A 15,516-nucleotide genomic window follows, 5' to 3' on the forward strand; every position below is an offset into this window, starting at 1 on the left:
CAACGGCAGCCTAACCCTGAACAGCGACGGCACCTTTACTTACGTGCACGACGGTGGGGAAACTACGTCTGACAGCTTTACCTACCAGGCCAACGACGGCAGTAGCACTTCCAACACCGTAACGGTCAGCATTTCCATTACGGCAGACAACGATGCCCCAGTGGCGGTGGCCGACAGTTACAGTGTGACGGAGGGCGGGACTCTGAACGGCACCTCGGTACTGAGTAATGACACCGACGCCGAGAGCGACAGCCTGACGGCCGTTCAGGTTAGTAGCCCGGCCAACGGCAGCCTAACCCTGAACAGCGACGGCACCTTTACCTACGTGCACGACGGTGGGGAAACTACGTCAGACAGCTTTACCTACCAGGCCAACGACGGCAGTAGCAATTCCAACACCGTAACGGTCAGCATTTCCATTACGGCAGACAACGATGCCCCAGTGGCCAAAGATGATAGTGTTGCGGTGGATGAGGACAGCACCGATAACGTTATTCCGGTTCTGGATAATGATATTGATCCTGAAGGTGATGAACTGACCATAACTCAAGCCACAGCGAGTGAGGGTTCGGTTAGCATTAATTCGGATGGCACATTAAGTTACACCCCTGAAGAAAATGCGACTGATTCAGTAACCATTCGTTATACAATCAGTGATGCTAATGGCTTAACAGACACTGCGTCGGTAACTGTTAGCATTAATCCGCAAAATGATGCTCCGCAAGCGGATGCGCAAACCATTACGTTAGATGAAGATACCAATACTGGGATTACGCTGACAGCCACCGATATAGATGGTGACAGCCTTAGCTACGAGCTGGTATCTCAGCCAGAGAACGGCACTTTGACCGGCAACGCACCTGAATTAGTCTACACTCCGGCGCCTGATTTTTTTGGCCAGGATGAGTTTACTTTCAGGGCGAACGATGGAACTGAGGATTCGGAGCTGGCAGTGATATCCATCACCGTTGAGGATGTTCTTGATAACAAGGCGCCATTAGCGGTTAACGATGCCTTTGAGGTGTTGAAAAACAGTACCGCAAACCGATTGGATGTATTACTGAACGACTCAGATCCGGACGGCGATAAAATTACCGTTGTACAAGTCTATGCGAACTTGGGTGAGGTCTCAGTGACTACTGATGGAGCAGTTGTATACTCGCCTATGACCGACAGTACTCAGAATGACCTGCTTACTTACGTGATTGAGGATGAGTTTGGTGAATCTGCCAGTGCAGAAGTGCATATTACAGTGGTAACTGAGGATAACCTGCCACCCATTGCGGTAGATGATTCCGTAACCATGCAGACGGGTGAGACAATTACGCTTGATGTACTGGCAAACGATTATGATCCCGAAGATGACGCCATAGAGCTGGTAGCTGTGTCTGGCGATGTTGGTGAGGTTGTCATCGTTGATGGAGCGCTCCAATTTACACCGCAAAGTAACATACACGGTGATTACCTGATTACCTATTCCATCAGAGATGCGGCCGGGAATTTTGCCAGTGCTGAGGTGTTAGTTAATGTTGAGAGTGAATCAGGCCCTTTTATTACCCTTCCTGAAGATTTGTGCTCCGAACTGACGGTGATGGCCAATGCCTTGTATACCAAAGTGGATTTGGGCCAGGCCAGTGCTGTAGACCGTTTTGGTAATGTGTTGCCCGTGTCTTTGCTGGACGGAAATACCCTTTATCCGCCGGGTATCAATCAGGCGTTCTGGAGTGCAACGGATGCAGAAGGAAATACCGCTATTGCAACCCAACTGGTTTGCGTAGCGCCATTGGTCTCCATTCAGAAAGATCAAACCGTTCTTAAAGGCAGTTCAACTACCATAGGGGTGTACCTCAATGGTGAATCACCGGTGTACCCGCTGGTTGTGCCATATACCTTGTCGGGGGATGCAACTGAAGAAGATCACAATCTTGAAGCGGGAGACCTGATTATCGAATCCGGAACGACGGCCTATATTGCTCTGGATACCTTCATTAATGAGAGCAATCGCAGCGACAGAGTGGTGACGGTATCGCTGGATGAGTCACTTAATCGTGGAGCAAAAGATGAGCACAATGTTTTACTGACCGAAAGAAACATTGAGCCGGATGTGACTTTGCAAGTGTTACAAAACCACATTAAACGCCTTACGGTTTCCAGACGTGGTGGAGCGATTAGTGTTATCTCTATGGTGGAAGATCCCAACCTGACTGATTCACATCAGTATGCCTGGATAACTTCTGACCATCGGCTGGTGAATGAAGCGACGAACGATACCGCATTCATCTTTGACCCGAGTTTATTGGAGGCCGGAATTTACCACGTTAGTATCGAGGTAACCGATAGCGGTGCTCCACAGCTGAGCGACAGTGAAACCATCTACATCGAAGTTGTTGAGGAACTGCTTTCTTTTGATGATCACTCTTTGGACAGTGACGGGGATTTGATCCCGGATCACATGGAAGGCTACCAGGATACAGACGGTGATGGTATTCCTGACTTCTTGGACCGAATTGACGAGTGCAATGTCCTGCAGGAAGTGGCTAAGGTGCATGATGCTTTTCTGATTGAAGGGCAGGCTGGTGTGTGTTTACGGCGGGGAGACCATTCCATCGGCGGTGAAACCGGTGGAGCACAGATCACGAATGATGATATTGCTCAGGATGAGCTCGATGAACTTGTCGATGATCCGGATGCCATCAATGTGGGAGGGATCTTTGACTATATTGCCTACGGAATGCCAGAGCAGGGCACTCAGTTTGCGATTGTTATGCCCCAGCGCAAGCCCATACCAGCTGATGCGGTTTATCGTAAATTCCGACCCGGTTCAGGGTGGGGGTTCTTTATTGAAGATGCCAACAACAGTTTGTGGTCGACTCCTGGAGACGTAGGTTTCTGCCCTCCTCCTGACGTCAATTCCGGTAATTCTGTCTGGACCCCCGGGCTTACTGAAGGCCACTGGTGTGTTCAGCAGATTATCGAAGATGGTGGTGTTAATGATGACGACAATCTGGTCAACGGCACTATTGTTGATCCGGGGGGGGTTGGTGTGATGATCACCAGTAATGCATTACCCGAGGCGTCAGATGACAGCGTAACTTTGGTGGTTAACCAAGAAATCACAGTCGATGTTATTGCCAACGATACTGACCAGAACGGGGACCCACTGTTACTGACTTCCGCCACCACCACCATAGGTGAGGTGAGTATTGTCGACAACGCCATTCATTATGTGGCTGCTCTGGATTACGTCGGGGAAATCACCATTAACTACGGTGTGACAGACAGCAATGGCGGCACTGACCATGCTGTCCTGACCATCAACCTGATAGACAACAAAGCGCCGCTTATCACCAATGACAGCAGTGAAATTTTGCAGGGCGAAACAGCGACGCTGAATCTTCTGACCAACGACAGTGATCCCGATGGCGACCAAATGCGATTGCTTTCAGTGGAACACTCCGGAGTCAGTTTTTCTGAAAATGGAGAGGTGGTATTCACCCCTCAGAGCGATTTTTATGGAGTGTTGGTTATTGACTATCAAGTCTCGGACGAATGGGGAAATCAGTCATTTGGCCAATGGTCGGTAACAGTTACTGAGTACCATCGGATCGAGGCATCAACGCGAGGCGGCGGGAGTCTGTATGGCTTGTTGTTGCTGGGTGTTTTTGTGTCTGTAATAAGAAAAGTAAACTGGAAAGCAAATCGTGGCGGTATCTAAGAATTATTTTATGGGCTTTACAAAGCGATTATTAGTCTGGTTTGCCGTTGCTTTTACTGGCAGCGCAGTCGCTCAATACGATTGCAGTAACTCAGGTGAGGAAGCTAATTGCAAGCCAGAGAGTTCCGTTGTTGGATGGTATCTGGGAGCAGAACTGGGGTACAACCGAACTGGCATTAGTCAATCACGGCTGAATGAGTTTTATAACCAAAGCGGGATCACGGCACAAGCAGTGGGGATTGAGAAAACTGATTTGGGCTACAAGGCGTTTGTGGGCTACCAGTTTAATCAATACATTGGTGTGGAAGCGGGATATCAGGATTTGGGTACCCGACAGGTAAACTTTGTCGGTGAATATGCCCTGCAACAGGTGTTTTACGATCATGCCCAAACCATTTATCCCGAGTCCGGCAAAGGCGTATTTTCCAGCCTGGTTGCGTCTTACCCGCTTACGGACAACCTCTCTCTAGCTGGCAAGCTGGGGTTGTTCAACTGGGAGGGGCGATACCTTACTAATGAATTTTCACAGTCTGTTGGGAGCCACAGTACCAGTGGTACCGATTTAATGTATGGTGTTGAGCTGAACTACCGTTTGGCACGCCAATGGCAGGCCTACATAGCTGCCAGTCGGATTAATTTGGCCCGGGATCAAAATGATCAGCTGTCGGTAGGAGTGAGGTACTATTTTTCTGATGGCACCACGACTGAGGAAGTGCCGAGCAAATCTCAACGTCCTTTGGAGCGGCCGTTAGAAAAAATGGCGGTTGAACTGGCAGATTCCGATCATGATGGTGTAGTCGATCTCAAGGATAGCTGCCCAGCCAGTGACATCCAGTTCCGGGTGAATGATGTTGGCTGTACCTTGTTTGCCGAACAGCAAGTAGCGTTTAAACTTGTTATCCACTATGACAACGACAGCGCCATCATCGATCAGAAATACGCCAAGGACATTCGTGAAATGGCGGAGTTTATTGAGAAATACCAGGTTCGGGAACTGGTGGTTTATGGCCATACTTCTGAACCCGGAAGCGTCCGCTATAACCAGAAATTGTCGGAGCAACGGGCGAGGTCGGTTGCCAGGGCCCTTGTAGATGAATACGGTATTAATGAGTCTATGATAGAAACGGTAGGCAAAGGGGAGAGTGAACTGCTCAACCCTGTTCAGTCAGAGGAAGCGGACCGCCAGAACCGTCGCGTTGAAGTTACTATCAACGAGGTTTTATCGATGCCCGTCACAAGATAGCTATGGGGAAAGCAGCACCAGGGCTGGCGGCAAACCTGCCTTGGTGCTGACGTTAATTTAAGCTCGCCCAAGCCGTTCATCGCTATCTGCAAACAGTCTGACTAAATTAAAAACTCCCTGAGCTGAATGTGGTTACCTTCCGGGTCGGCAATGTTACAGACTTTGAATACGGGGTTTGACCATTCGCCGTCGAACGCGGCACCGCCCAGCAATACGGCTTTTTCTCTCGCCAGCAGGCTATTCTCGACCGTGATAAACATTTTTACGCAGTTAAACTGGGGCTCGGGTATGGCAACTGGCGGCAGGTGAACAACGACATTCATCTCTCCGTTGCCCAGGCTGACGAAATCCTGGGTTTCGCGGAGTAATTTCATATCAAACATATCTCTGTAAAACACAGATAGTTCTTTAATGTTTGCAGAATAAACGATTACGCCGCACCTCGGGGCTGAATGCATTAGTTGCTCTTATACTGGATTTTTTTAAGGTTTCTTAAAGTATTCAACTCTGATTCTGTGTTAATTGCAAATTGCCGTTTGTTGAACTCACGACGCGGTGAAAGAGCCAGCCTCCACCTAAAAATCAATTTTTTAGGCTGGGGCCGGCTGTTGGCAGGTTATCAACCAATGCTTTTTATCAGGCCGCCTTCGGCCCGAACGCTCGCACCGTTGATGGCAGAGGCAAGTGGCGAGGCAAGAAATGTAACAATGTTGGCAATTTCTTCAGGCCGGATAAAACGCTGCAGTAAAGAGGTGGGTTCGGTTGCCTGAAAAAATTCACTCACAAACTGAGCTTCGGTTTTATCTTCTACCGAGGCACTTTCTTTTAACCATTTTTCTACCCCTTCGGTTAAAGTAGGGCCGGGGAGCACAGAATTGACCGTGATATCCTTTCCGCTGCCTTTGGTCAAATTGGCCAGCCCTCGCCCGATCACTATCTGAGCGCCTTTGGTCATGGAGTAGTGCACCATGCTTTCCAGCCCACGCATACCAGCCTCACTGGAAATATTGATGATGCGGCCAAAATCCCGATTCAGCATGGCTGGAAAGAAATGCCTGCACAGCCGCACAGTGCTCATGATATTGGCGTCGAACATTGACTGCCATTCGATGTCTTCAATATCGGCAAATGGTCTTGGGTTAAAAATACCGACATTATTTACCAATACGTCAAGGTCACCAATCGCGTCAATATCACTGCAGATTTTGGTGGCCTGCGCAGGATCAGACAAATCGCCCTGGACTCCATGTACTGTGCCAAGCCTGGAGAGCTCTGCCAGCAGGTTCGTCATATCCCGTCTACCGTTCACGATAACCCTGGCGCCCTCGGCCAGCATGGCTTCGGCGATAGCGCGCCCGATTCCCATGCTAGACCCACTGATAAATACCAGCTTGTTGTTTAACTGAAGGTTCATTTGTCGCTCCAATGTGGGCGTTTTGAAAGGTTCAGTATAGCTGAAGGTGGAGGAAGTGCTGTGGTGGCAGGAAAACAAGGGCGGCACTGCATAATACAGTACCGCAGGCTAATATGACGGGGTTAATCATCTGCCGTTTGCGGCCCGATAATGCCACTGACTTCGACGATTTTATCTGCCGGAAATCCGCCCAGTCGAGCGTGTTTGGCGATTAACTCTTTGTTGGGAGACAAATACACACAATAAAGTTTGTCTTCTGCCACGTAGCTCTGTTGCCATTGAATTTCCGGCCCCAGTGATTCAAGGATCGCTCTGGACTTCTGGGATATGGACTTCAGTTCATCGGAGGTGAGATTTTGTGCACCGGGGATAGTACGCTCGATAATGTATTGATGGCTTTCGCCGGCAACGGTACTTAAGGTCACAATCATTAACGCAGCTGCTATAAACAGGTTTTTCATTTCAGTTTCTCCTTGTGAATGGTGGGTAGCCAGCATTAACTGCCCCTGGCATGGGTTTAATTCAAACAGTGCACAGCGGGCTTCACAATGAATTGGGGCTGAACTTTACCTGAACTTAAGAATCGCCTAATATCAATTGGTTAGTTCAATAAATGAACAGGTGGGCTACGCTGAACAGGCCACCATTGCCCGCGGAATACTGCATGACGACACTGCGTTTTGGAGAGTATGAGCTTCATGAAAACCCTCATTGTCTGACCCGGCGGGGAAACCAGGTTTATGTGCAGGATTTGCCGCTACGTTTGTTGGTGTTGCTGGTTTCCAGGCCGGGTGAACTGATCAGTCGAGAAGCGCTGTTTCAGCAATTCTGGCCCGATGATCGCAGTGGAATGCTGGATGATAATCTGAATACCGTGGTTCGCAAATTGCGGCTTGCATTACACGACTCAGCCCGCTCCCCCAGATTTGTCGAGACCATACCCAAAAAGGGCTATCGCTTTATATCGCCGGTTGTTGCAGCCACTCCCTTAGCAACAGAAAATATTAAAGAGGCCGAACATTCCTCTTCGCCACGAATTATTTCTGCTGTGAGAATGGTGGCACTGGTTGTGCTGGTATTAGGTTGTGGCGCATGGATAGAATACCGGTTTATTGATCGCTCAACCGGTAGCCAACACCAGGCAATAAAGACGGTGGCAGTAATGCCATTTGTGAATGCCAACCAAGGCCGACAAAGAGATTACTTTACCGACGGGCTGGCGGACGATTTATTGAACCGGCTTTCAGAGTATGCCCAGTTAAGGGTAGTTTCGCGCACGTCCTCTTTTTCAATGGAGCAATCTTCTATGGACGCCCGCCAGATTGGGGCAGCGTTGAATGCAGAGGCGTTGGTGGAAGGAACTGTGTGGAAAGACGGGAAGCAGTTGCGTGTCAATGTAAGGCTTGTTGATACCCAAAATGGCTACCAGCTTTGGTCGCAAAGCTATCAGCATGAGCTGTCGGACGTTGTTGAAGTGCAGGGAGAGATTGCTTTACAGATTGCCAGCGCGTTGGCCGGAGAGCTCAGCGCGGTACCGCAGAAAAGTTCGGAGATTATTGTGCCCGAGGCTTACGACAGTTATCTGAAGGGGCGATTTTTCTGGCATCAACGCACTGAAGCAAGTTTAACTGGGGCAGTTTCGCATTTTGAACGTGCAATTGAACTGGCGCCGGAATACGCGCCGGCCTGGGCTGGCCTGGCGGATGCGCTGGCGGTAATGGGTTTTTATGACTACCTTGCCCCTTCAGTGGCGTTTTCCCGCGCTAAAGGAGCTGCCCGCCGTGCATTGCAGCTGGATCCGAAAAATGCGTCTGCAGAAGCCAATCTTGGGTACGTCGCCTTGTACTATGAATGGGATTTTCCTGAAGCGGAAGCGCGTTTTAACCGCGCGATAGCGCTCAAAGCGGATTCGTCCAAGGCGCATCAGTGGTATGCCAATTATCTGGTTGCTGCCGGGCGATTTGATGAGGCGGAACGTGAAATGCGCCGGGCAACCGAACTGGACCCGTTGTCGCTGATTGCCAATGCCGCATTGGGCTGGGTGCTTTATAACGGAGGCCAATATGTGCAAGCATTGGAGCAACTGGCGCTCACCGAAGAACTGAACCCGGGCTTTGAACTGATCTACCTGTGGCGCGGCTGGAGCCTGGAGGCTCTGGGGGATTTACCCTCTGCCGCAGCATCTCTGCAGGAATGTGTGCGGCGTTCAGGCGGCAGTGCCATTTCGCAAGCCTCGCTGGCAAGGGTGCTGGCACTTCAGGGAAAGTTGGGGCAGGCTCAGGAAATACTCACCGCACTGGACTCGTCCAGTGACTATCAGCCTGCGTATGAAATCGCCAAAGCCTATCTTGCGCTTGGGCAGCCGCATGCGGCCTGGCGCTGGTTTCAGAAGGCAGTTGAGCAGCGTTCACATTCAATGGTATTTCTCGCTGTTGATCCGCAGCTTCAGGACTACCGAAGTACACAAGCCTATCAACAATTGTTGGCAGAGGTATTCCCTGAGCCCTGAATGAGGTTATGATGAACTGCCTCAGAGGGCGGCCTGTTCTTTCACCCAAAAGCCGGCTGGCAGCTTGGCCCTTGTCATAACAGGTATTGGGTTCTTTGGCCTGCTAAGATTTCCTGTCTTGTTCCAGAGGAACTTTTTGTATGACGCCGTTCGATGCCGTTCGAATATTGCTGTTTATTGCTCTTGGGGTTTTGGGGGCAGGGCGCTGTGAAGCAACTCCGGCAGAATACGCCAATCACAACGCTGCGCGGTTCGACAATGTCCAGGCTTGCATTGGCGGCATGCACAGTGCTTTGCCCATTAATATCTCGCCGCAGACCTCATTCAGCGCCCAGCGCAGTCTCGCTGTACTCAGCTGGAACGTTCAGAAGGGGGAGAATACGCAATGGCTTGCAGATCTGAAACGTCTCGGGTCCGATAAACAGCTGGTTTTGCTGCAGGAAGCGCTGTTAACGTCACAAATGCGCTCTTCACTTGGCCAGAACCGTTACTGGTCTTTTGCACCCGGTTACACCACTGAGGAATATCGCAGCGGATTGATGTTACTGAGCGTTATACCTCCTGTGGTGGTGTGTGCCATGCAAGTATTTGAGCCCTGGCTGGGAAGCCCGAAAGCGGTAGGGGCGGCCCTGTTTCCGATCAGTGAATTGGATTTCGGAATGCTGGTGATTAATGTGCATGGCGTAAACTTCAGTATAGGGCTGGATGATTTTGAACGTCAGATGGAGCAAATAGCTCAATTACTGGGGGCAATTCCCGGGCCCGCAATCGTGGCCGGCGATTTCAATACCTGGCGAGAGGGGAGAATGCGCCTGATGGAAGCCATGATGGGCAAACATGGTATGCACCGTGTGAAGTTTGAGAGCGACTTTCGCAGCCGTTTCATAGGCCTGGCTTTGGATCATATATGGATCAGAGGATTGACCGCTATCCACTCGGAATCGGAAGAAGTCCGATCTTCTGATCATAATCCCATGAGTGCAGAGCTCATGTTCGAACAAGGTGAATATCATGTACCCTAAATTTATGTGCGCGGTGCTGGTTACGGGAGTCATTTTCGGAATTCCCAGCCAGGCGAATGCGAAAGGCGAAGACGAGTTTGAAGTTCAGAATGAAATTCAACATCTCATTGACGAAGTGTCGCAAAGTGGCTGCACATTTATTCGTAACGGCGAAGCGCATGTTGCCAGCCAGGCCGCAGAACATCTCAAGTTGAAATGGCGCAGGGGGCACAAATACGTTCACAGTGCGGAAGATTTTATTGACCGGCTGGCGACTGAGAGTTCCTGGTCGGGTGAGGCTTATCTGATCCAGTGTCCGGATGCTCCCACACTAACGTCACATGATTGGCTGTACAGAAAACTCAGTCAGTTGCGCGATGACCTCAACGTTTCAGATGCCCCCTAGCGGCCTTAATTGCCATGGTTAGTGCACGGAAGGCACCGAGTATATTTGCTTTTGGTACATCAGCAACTACGCTTAGGCCAGATTGTCTCAAACACAGTGTTTTAATGGGGAAAGTCGTGCCACCCATTAAATTGAGTATATGTCGATAATTTAGGTGCTGCATCAGTCTCGGTATTTTTAGCACCCCCTTTAATCAGGCCGCTAGCCGGATTGGGCAGTTCAGTCATACAGGCATGTGTTGGCTCTGGTGTCAGGATGAAGCTGGGATTCCGGATTAGCTTCTACAGGGGCATAGTGATGAAACCTTGGTTGAAAACTGGTTGGGTTGGCCTTTGGTTGTTTGGCAACCTGCCGTTTCTCACGTTTGCACAGCAGGCTCCGATAAACTGGAGTGTGGTGCATTGTATGCAGTCCACATCGCCGGAGTACGTGGTATTTGAGCTGGATTCCTGGTTGCCCTATCACCAGCAGCGAGTTGACAACCAGGAGATGGTAAGCTGGACATTGTACGGTGTTCTGTTTGGAGACCGCTCGCCGTGTGATCACGTGATTATCGAGAGTTTCAGCGATCCTTCACAAGTGCATAAAGCATACAAAGGGGTGGCTCCGGGTAACGATTCAGAGGTGAATCCCATGTCGGAACCGGAAATGATCGCCAATACCTTCTCGGCCCGAAAAATGATGTCGTCGGCGTTGTGGAAGCTTACTCTCAGCAGTGGTATGTCCGAACATAACTACATGTTTGTAAACTGGGTTCGAAGCACCAATAAAAAGTCTTTCCTTGAATTGCAGAAAAATTTCGTACTGCAGGCCCATCAGCGATTAATGGAGCAGGGAGTTGGTGCAGGTTTCGCATTGTATGAGCACGCGTATCCCACCGGACAAAACGTTATGCACGATTTCATCAGCCTGGATTACTTACTCGATCTGCAACCTCTGCAATGGTATGGAATTCCCGAACTGGAGGACGGCAAAATTCGAAAGCAACTGGATGATTCTCGTACGGTCATAAAAAATATGGTACTGGTCCGCATCGGTGGAACCCGTTAACCTTGCGTAACTTTAGGTTGAGGCAGGGCAGTGGTTTGTGGGCTTACTGAAGCCTGTTTTCTTCGTAGTGCAGCCAGAGCTCCGGGTGCTGGTTCAGAATATCGAGAGGGAACTGAGGATTTTCCAGGTTAATAACCCGTCTGCCTGACAGTTTAATGGAACTCATCGCACTGCCGTAAAACCCGTTGAACATGCGATCGAATGTGCCATCTTCAATGATCAGTTGAAAGCCTTTTTCCAGTCGTTCAGCCAGCCTGGTATTACTTTTGTTTACGAAGAAAAAATCGCCATTTGGATAGTGCAATAATAAACTTTGCTCCAGTTGGACTTCGTTTTGCTCATGGCTTCTGGTTAATTCCGGGATCGCTTCGTGCAGCGCCCTGGATACATAGTCATAGCGTTGGTGATGCAGCATGGTAAACATGGACTGGTAATCCCGAAATCCGATAACCTCGTCCAGATTGTGCTGATAAACATTGTAATCAGACCACAATTCGTGAAACCCGGCCCGGTATTGACGAAGATCATCCAACGTTTTTACCTTCGCGAAATGTGATTGGTCTGCTTTTCGGATCAGCAGAACCCGCCAACCCAGACTACCTTTATCAATAGGATAGGGTAGCATTTTCAGGCGGGCAGAATTATCCAGGGTTACCGGCATCCAGGCGACATCGTAGTTTTGATTTTCTGCCAGTTGTTGCGTGAGACGAATGGGCGGAGCATAAGGGCCTTTTACAATGGTGCAGGGCTCAAACTGCGTTTCCGTGCGTTTGAGCAGTTCCTGCAGCAGGTTTATGGCGTAGTCGTTGCGAATACTATAGCGAACATCCCAATCGGGTATGCGAAGCTCGCACGCAAAAACCGATTGCATGGTAAGGCAGGCGCCAATCACCAGACCTGTCATCAGTTTGCATAAAACGCTTCTCATATCCGCTTTTGAGTCCGTCCAGGTTTATACCAAACTCTCCGGAACAGGTCGCAGAGAGAGCTGTAATAATTGTAAACAGTGGCACTCAGATAAAGACTTCAAATCGCCTGGCACAGATGGCTTGGTCAGCGTGGTATTGAATTGAGCCGACCAGCTTCCAGAATCTGCGATACTTTTAACTGAAAGTTCGCTCACAGTCACAAAATCCCCGAAATCTGTCAATCTTTTAAATAAGGATTTTTTGGCTCATGTTGCACTAGGGTGTATTTATCAGCAGTTATGTCGTTTGGCCGGGAGGTGTTTTGGTGAATTTGTAATAGGTGCGGGGTAATCAACTCCGCTCAGTTGCGATAAAAAGGAAAAGGATTTTTCGTTTGTGGGCGATAACTGTTAACCAACCGCTTGTTCCAGATCCATTCTACCGGGCCACATCCAAAACGCGGCAACCAGAAATTGGCAATGTGGATTTGCAGCACCCACCAACTTGCCCCGAGCACCAGGCAAGGCATAGCGCCTATTGATTGATACGCGTCAAGCCCGAAGCCATAAAAGAAAATCACAAACACCAGGCTTTGCATCAGATAAAATGTTAACGACATTCTGCCCACTGGTGCGAAGAGTTTCAGTAAACTGTTTCCGGAAAGAGTATTGTGCGCCGCCATTATCAGGCAGATTACTGCCAAGATTATGCATAATGCCTGATATTGGATCAGCAGATGTTCAAAACACCAACGCGCCATGTTTTCATCAAACTTTTTTGGGGCCCAGGTGGCAAACCAGTCGAGTAAACGATAGATACCCAACCCCATGGTGGCAGTAAATACTAGGTACAGGTTACGGGGGAACCGGGCTTGCCATAATCCACGGCGTCCAATCCAGCCTCCAATGAAAATGAGCCCCATCACACACCATATTTGGCCGGTCTCGAAATACATGGCCCATTTTGCAACCTGCCCGTTACCCAGGTTGTATGAAATGAGCGCGGGTAGTGTGCTGTGCGCATAATGTTCAAAGCTCACAGGCAGATACTGTAAGTATACTGGTGAATTGTACCCTGGGTCCGGAAACCAGGAGTGGATCCCAATGATTGCTATTTGAGGCAGCTGAAGCACAAAGCCAGCGGAAACGGCAAGCCAGCAACGGTTGCTGAAACTGAAGGAGAAAATCATCAGAATACTGCTTACCGCCAGAACCTGCAAAATGTCACCTGCAAACCACAGGCTGTGCAGATAGCCCAACAGAAACACTACTGTCAATCGCCTGGTGAAGCAGGGGCGGTATTCTATTTCACGTTCATGGTAGCGCTTGAGCACAACAAAGAAGCTCAGGCCGAACAGTAAGGCGATAAGACCATGGACAGAGCCCTCCGCCAAAACGAAATAAGAGGTGAAATCCCATACGGGAGCAGGTTGGTACCAGTAGAGTTGATAGCCTGTCTGCAGGTGTAACAGAAAAAGTCCCAGCAGGCTCAGGCCACGCAGTTCGTTCAGTAGCGGGCTACGGGAATGCTTTTGGGCAAAGGCAACTTGATTCATTTAACTACAACTGTTAATGATACGTTAACAACGTAGCGAAGAAGGTGCTGAAAGTAGTATCACTTTTTTTATTTTTTGATTTGTGAAATTTCTTTTTGTAGCGGCGGAGTGTCAACAAGGTTTTTCGTCTGAAGCCGGGCTGCGGCTTTTAACCTGCGCCCCTGTCTTCAGTGGTTATCTGTAAACAGTGGCCTGTTTAAATAAAAATCACTGGTAACAATAGCTTGTGGTATTTAGAATGGCCGCTTTTATTTTTACCCTGGTGTCGTTATGGCTTCTGTAAACCTTCATAACAGTTTTCGAAAATATCATCGCTGGCTGGGCTTTTTTCTGGCGGGAATCATGGCGGTTTATGCTGTCAGTGGTGTATTGCTGGTGTTTCGCAAAACCGATTTTCTGAAATATTCTCACACGGAAGTGCGTAAACTGCAGCCCGGATTAAGCGAACAGGAACTGGCAAAGGCGCTTAATCTGAAGGATTTGACACTGACTGATCAAAACGGGCCGGTTCAGGTGTTTAAACAAGGGCAGTATAATCAGGCAACAGGGCAGGCGTCTTTGACGTCCAAAGACTATCCAGTCCCCCTGGCCAAGATGGTAAAACTGCACAAAGCCACAACTGGTAGCCCCTTATACATTCTCAACATTACATTTGGCGTAGTGTTGCTGTTTTTTGTTATTTCCGCGTTCGTTATGTTTATTCCCCGCGCACCAATATTCAGAAACGGGCTGAAAATTGCCGCTACCGGCTTCCTGTTTGCGGGGCTGGTTGTTATGTTTGGTTCCTGAACGGGGTAGCGTATTTTGTGTACAGTTGTGGGCGCGGTCAGGGCGGAATGGAACTTATAATGTTGTTTTTAATGAAATTTTGATATACCTTAATGGTATATAGTTATTCATCTAAATGGGATTGGGTGCCGTGTCCCCGTCAATAACCTGTCAGCAACTGGACAAGCAAACCTTCCGCCAGGTTAAGGTTTACAGTGGTATATCACCCAATGTACTCCGACGGGTATTTGGTGGTTGGGTGCTGTTTGCTGTGATAGTGGGAGCCCTGGTTTCTTTCGCTCCGCACATCAGTATTCAGTTTGAGGTTATCACCTTCATAATTCTGATGCTGTTCACCGTAGCGATGTTTTGGCAAAGCCGGATTTCCGAAGGCTGGCCTTCGTTATTGCTGTTTCAGAACCGTGTCTGCGTGGTGCGGGATCCTCAGGCCCGTGAGTTTATTTGCATCCCTCCTTCTTATATCAGTGCGGTCCGTCCGACAATTATCAAGCCTAACAAACGCGCGGTTGAAATTGTACTGAACCCTGATGCATTGTCCGCTCATGATACCCTCGTACTCGGCGAGGCAATCTGGCCGAGAACTGACAGAGTGTTGGTGCTTACCCATTTCAAGTCGCGTGAAAGGGTTTGTGCTGAACTTAAGCAATGGCTGGATAAGTACGTCGATTCTGCCACGAATAATTAGGGCCTGTTGAACTTTATTGTTTAATTTTGCAGCGAATTGTCGCGCTTTTGTGCAAGGCAGAGAGTGTGAAGTGTAGTCATCTACATGAATCGTCTCTAACGCAACAGAAAAACGCGACAAGCGCTGCCCTTCGGGCTCACTCTGAGTGCTCCCAGGGCTGCGTTGTTCGCCATTTACTTAGCTGACTAAGCTTCATGGCTCTCGCCTTGCCCTGAAAACACTCAGAGAGAACAAATTTCGA

General features: G+C 49.2%; 13 protein-coding genes. 8 read left to right on the forward strand and 5 right to left on the reverse strand.

Going from position 1 to position 15,516, the window contains the following annotated elements:
• A partial coding sequence (locus DXV75_RS13495; protein ID WP_115593957.1) for an Ig-like domain-containing protein occupies nucleotides 1-3,715 on the forward strand: 3,715 nt, incomplete at its 5' end.
• 10 nt (nucleotides 3,716-3,725) lie between these two features.
• On the forward strand, nucleotides 3,726-4,958 hold the full coding sequence (locus tag DXV75_RS13500) for an OmpA family protein (RefSeq protein WP_181898425.1): 1,233 nt from the start codon (nucleotides 3,726-3,728) through the stop codon (nucleotides 4,956-4,958).
• A gap of 101 nt (nucleotides 4,959-5,059) precedes the next feature.
• On the opposite strand, the gene DXV75_RS13505 is transcribed toward DXV75_RS13500, so the two are convergent.
• From DXV75_RS13505 to DXV75_RS13515, 3 genes are all read right to left on the reverse strand, one after another.
• Entirely contained in the window at nucleotides 5,060-5,332 is a 273-nt protein-coding gene (locus DXV75_RS13505) for a VOC family protein (RefSeq protein ID WP_147291832.1), read from the reverse strand.
• A 245-nt stretch (nucleotides 5,333-5,577) separates the two neighbouring features.
• Complete coding sequence (locus DXV75_RS13510; protein WP_115593960.1) at nucleotides 5,578-6,372, reverse strand: SDR family NAD(P)-dependent oxidoreductase; 795 nt, start codon at nucleotides 6,370-6,372, stop codon at nucleotides 5,578-5,580.
• 122 nt (nucleotides 6,373-6,494) lie between these two features.
• Nucleotides 6,495-6,833 carry a DUF4242 domain-containing protein gene (locus DXV75_RS13515; protein ID WP_220272534.1) on the reverse strand — a complete coding sequence of 113 codons (339 nt, stop codon included), beginning with the start codon at nucleotides 6,831-6,833 and terminating at the stop codon, nucleotides 6,495-6,497.
• A gap of 203 nt (nucleotides 6,834-7,036) precedes the next feature.
• Here DXV75_RS13515 and DXV75_RS13520 point away from each other — a divergent pair, with 203 nt between their 5' ends.
• From DXV75_RS13520 to DXV75_RS13535, 4 genes are all read left to right on the forward strand, one after another.
• Nucleotides 7,037-8,881 (forward strand): winged helix-turn-helix domain-containing tetratricopeptide repeat protein, encoded by a 1,845-nt coding sequence (locus tag DXV75_RS13520; protein ID WP_181898426.1) that lies wholly within the window; start codon nucleotides 7,037-7,039, stop codon nucleotides 8,879-8,881.
• Nucleotides 8,882-9,021: 140 nt separating this feature from the next.
• Entirely contained in the window at nucleotides 9,022-9,903 is an 882-nt protein-coding gene (locus tag DXV75_RS13525; protein ID WP_115593962.1) for an endonuclease/exonuclease/phosphatase family protein, read from the forward strand.
• Nucleotides 9,893-10,288, forward strand: a complete 396-nt coding sequence (locus DXV75_RS13530) for a YfeK family protein (protein ID WP_181898427.1) — start codon at nucleotides 9,893-9,895, stop codon at nucleotides 10,286-10,288. The genes DXV75_RS13525 and DXV75_RS13530 overlap by 11 nt, the downstream gene beginning before the upstream one ends.
• A 297-nt stretch (nucleotides 10,289-10,585) precedes the next feature.
• Nucleotides 10,586-11,338 carry a hypothetical protein gene (locus DXV75_RS13535; RefSeq protein ID WP_115593963.1) on the forward strand — a complete coding sequence of 251 codons (753 nt, stop codon included), beginning with the start codon at nucleotides 10,586-10,588 and terminating at the stop codon, nucleotides 11,336-11,338.
• A gap of 43 nt (nucleotides 11,339-11,381) precedes the next feature.
• Here DXV75_RS13535 and DXV75_RS13540 read toward each other — a convergent pair whose 3' ends face one another.
• Both DXV75_RS13540 and DXV75_RS13545 read right to left on the reverse strand, forming a co-directional pair.
• The gene (locus tag DXV75_RS13540; RefSeq protein WP_115593964.1) at nucleotides 11,382-12,266 is read right to left on the reverse strand and encodes a type 2 periplasmic-binding domain-containing protein; all 885 of its coding nucleotides are present in this window, start codon (nucleotides 12,264-12,266) and stop codon (nucleotides 11,382-11,384) included.
• Nucleotides 12,267-12,607: 341 nt separating this feature from the next.
• Entirely contained in the window at nucleotides 12,608-13,801 is a 1,194-nt protein-coding gene (locus DXV75_RS13545) for a DUF418 domain-containing protein (RefSeq protein WP_115593965.1), read from the reverse strand.
• A 270-nt stretch (nucleotides 13,802-14,071) separates the two neighbouring features.
• On the opposite strand from DXV75_RS13545, the gene DXV75_RS13550 reads away from it, so the two are divergent.
• Entirely contained in the window at nucleotides 14,072-14,590 is a 519-nt protein-coding gene (locus DXV75_RS13550; protein ID WP_115593966.1) for a PepSY domain-containing protein, read from the forward strand.
• 130 nt (nucleotides 14,591-14,720) lie between these two features.
• Nucleotides 14,721-15,275, forward strand: coding sequence for a hypothetical protein (locus DXV75_RS13555; RefSeq protein ID WP_245953233.1), 555 nt, complete (start codon nucleotides 14,721-14,723; stop codon nucleotides 15,273-15,275).
• The last annotated feature ends 241 nt before the right edge of the window (nucleotides 15,276-15,516 follow it).

It is taken from the genome of Alteromonas aestuariivivens (assembly GCF_003367475.1).
In the GTDB taxonomy this organism is placed as follows: Bacteria; Pseudomonadota; Gammaproteobacteria; order Enterobacterales; family Alteromonadaceae; genus Alteromonas; species Alteromonas aestuariivivens.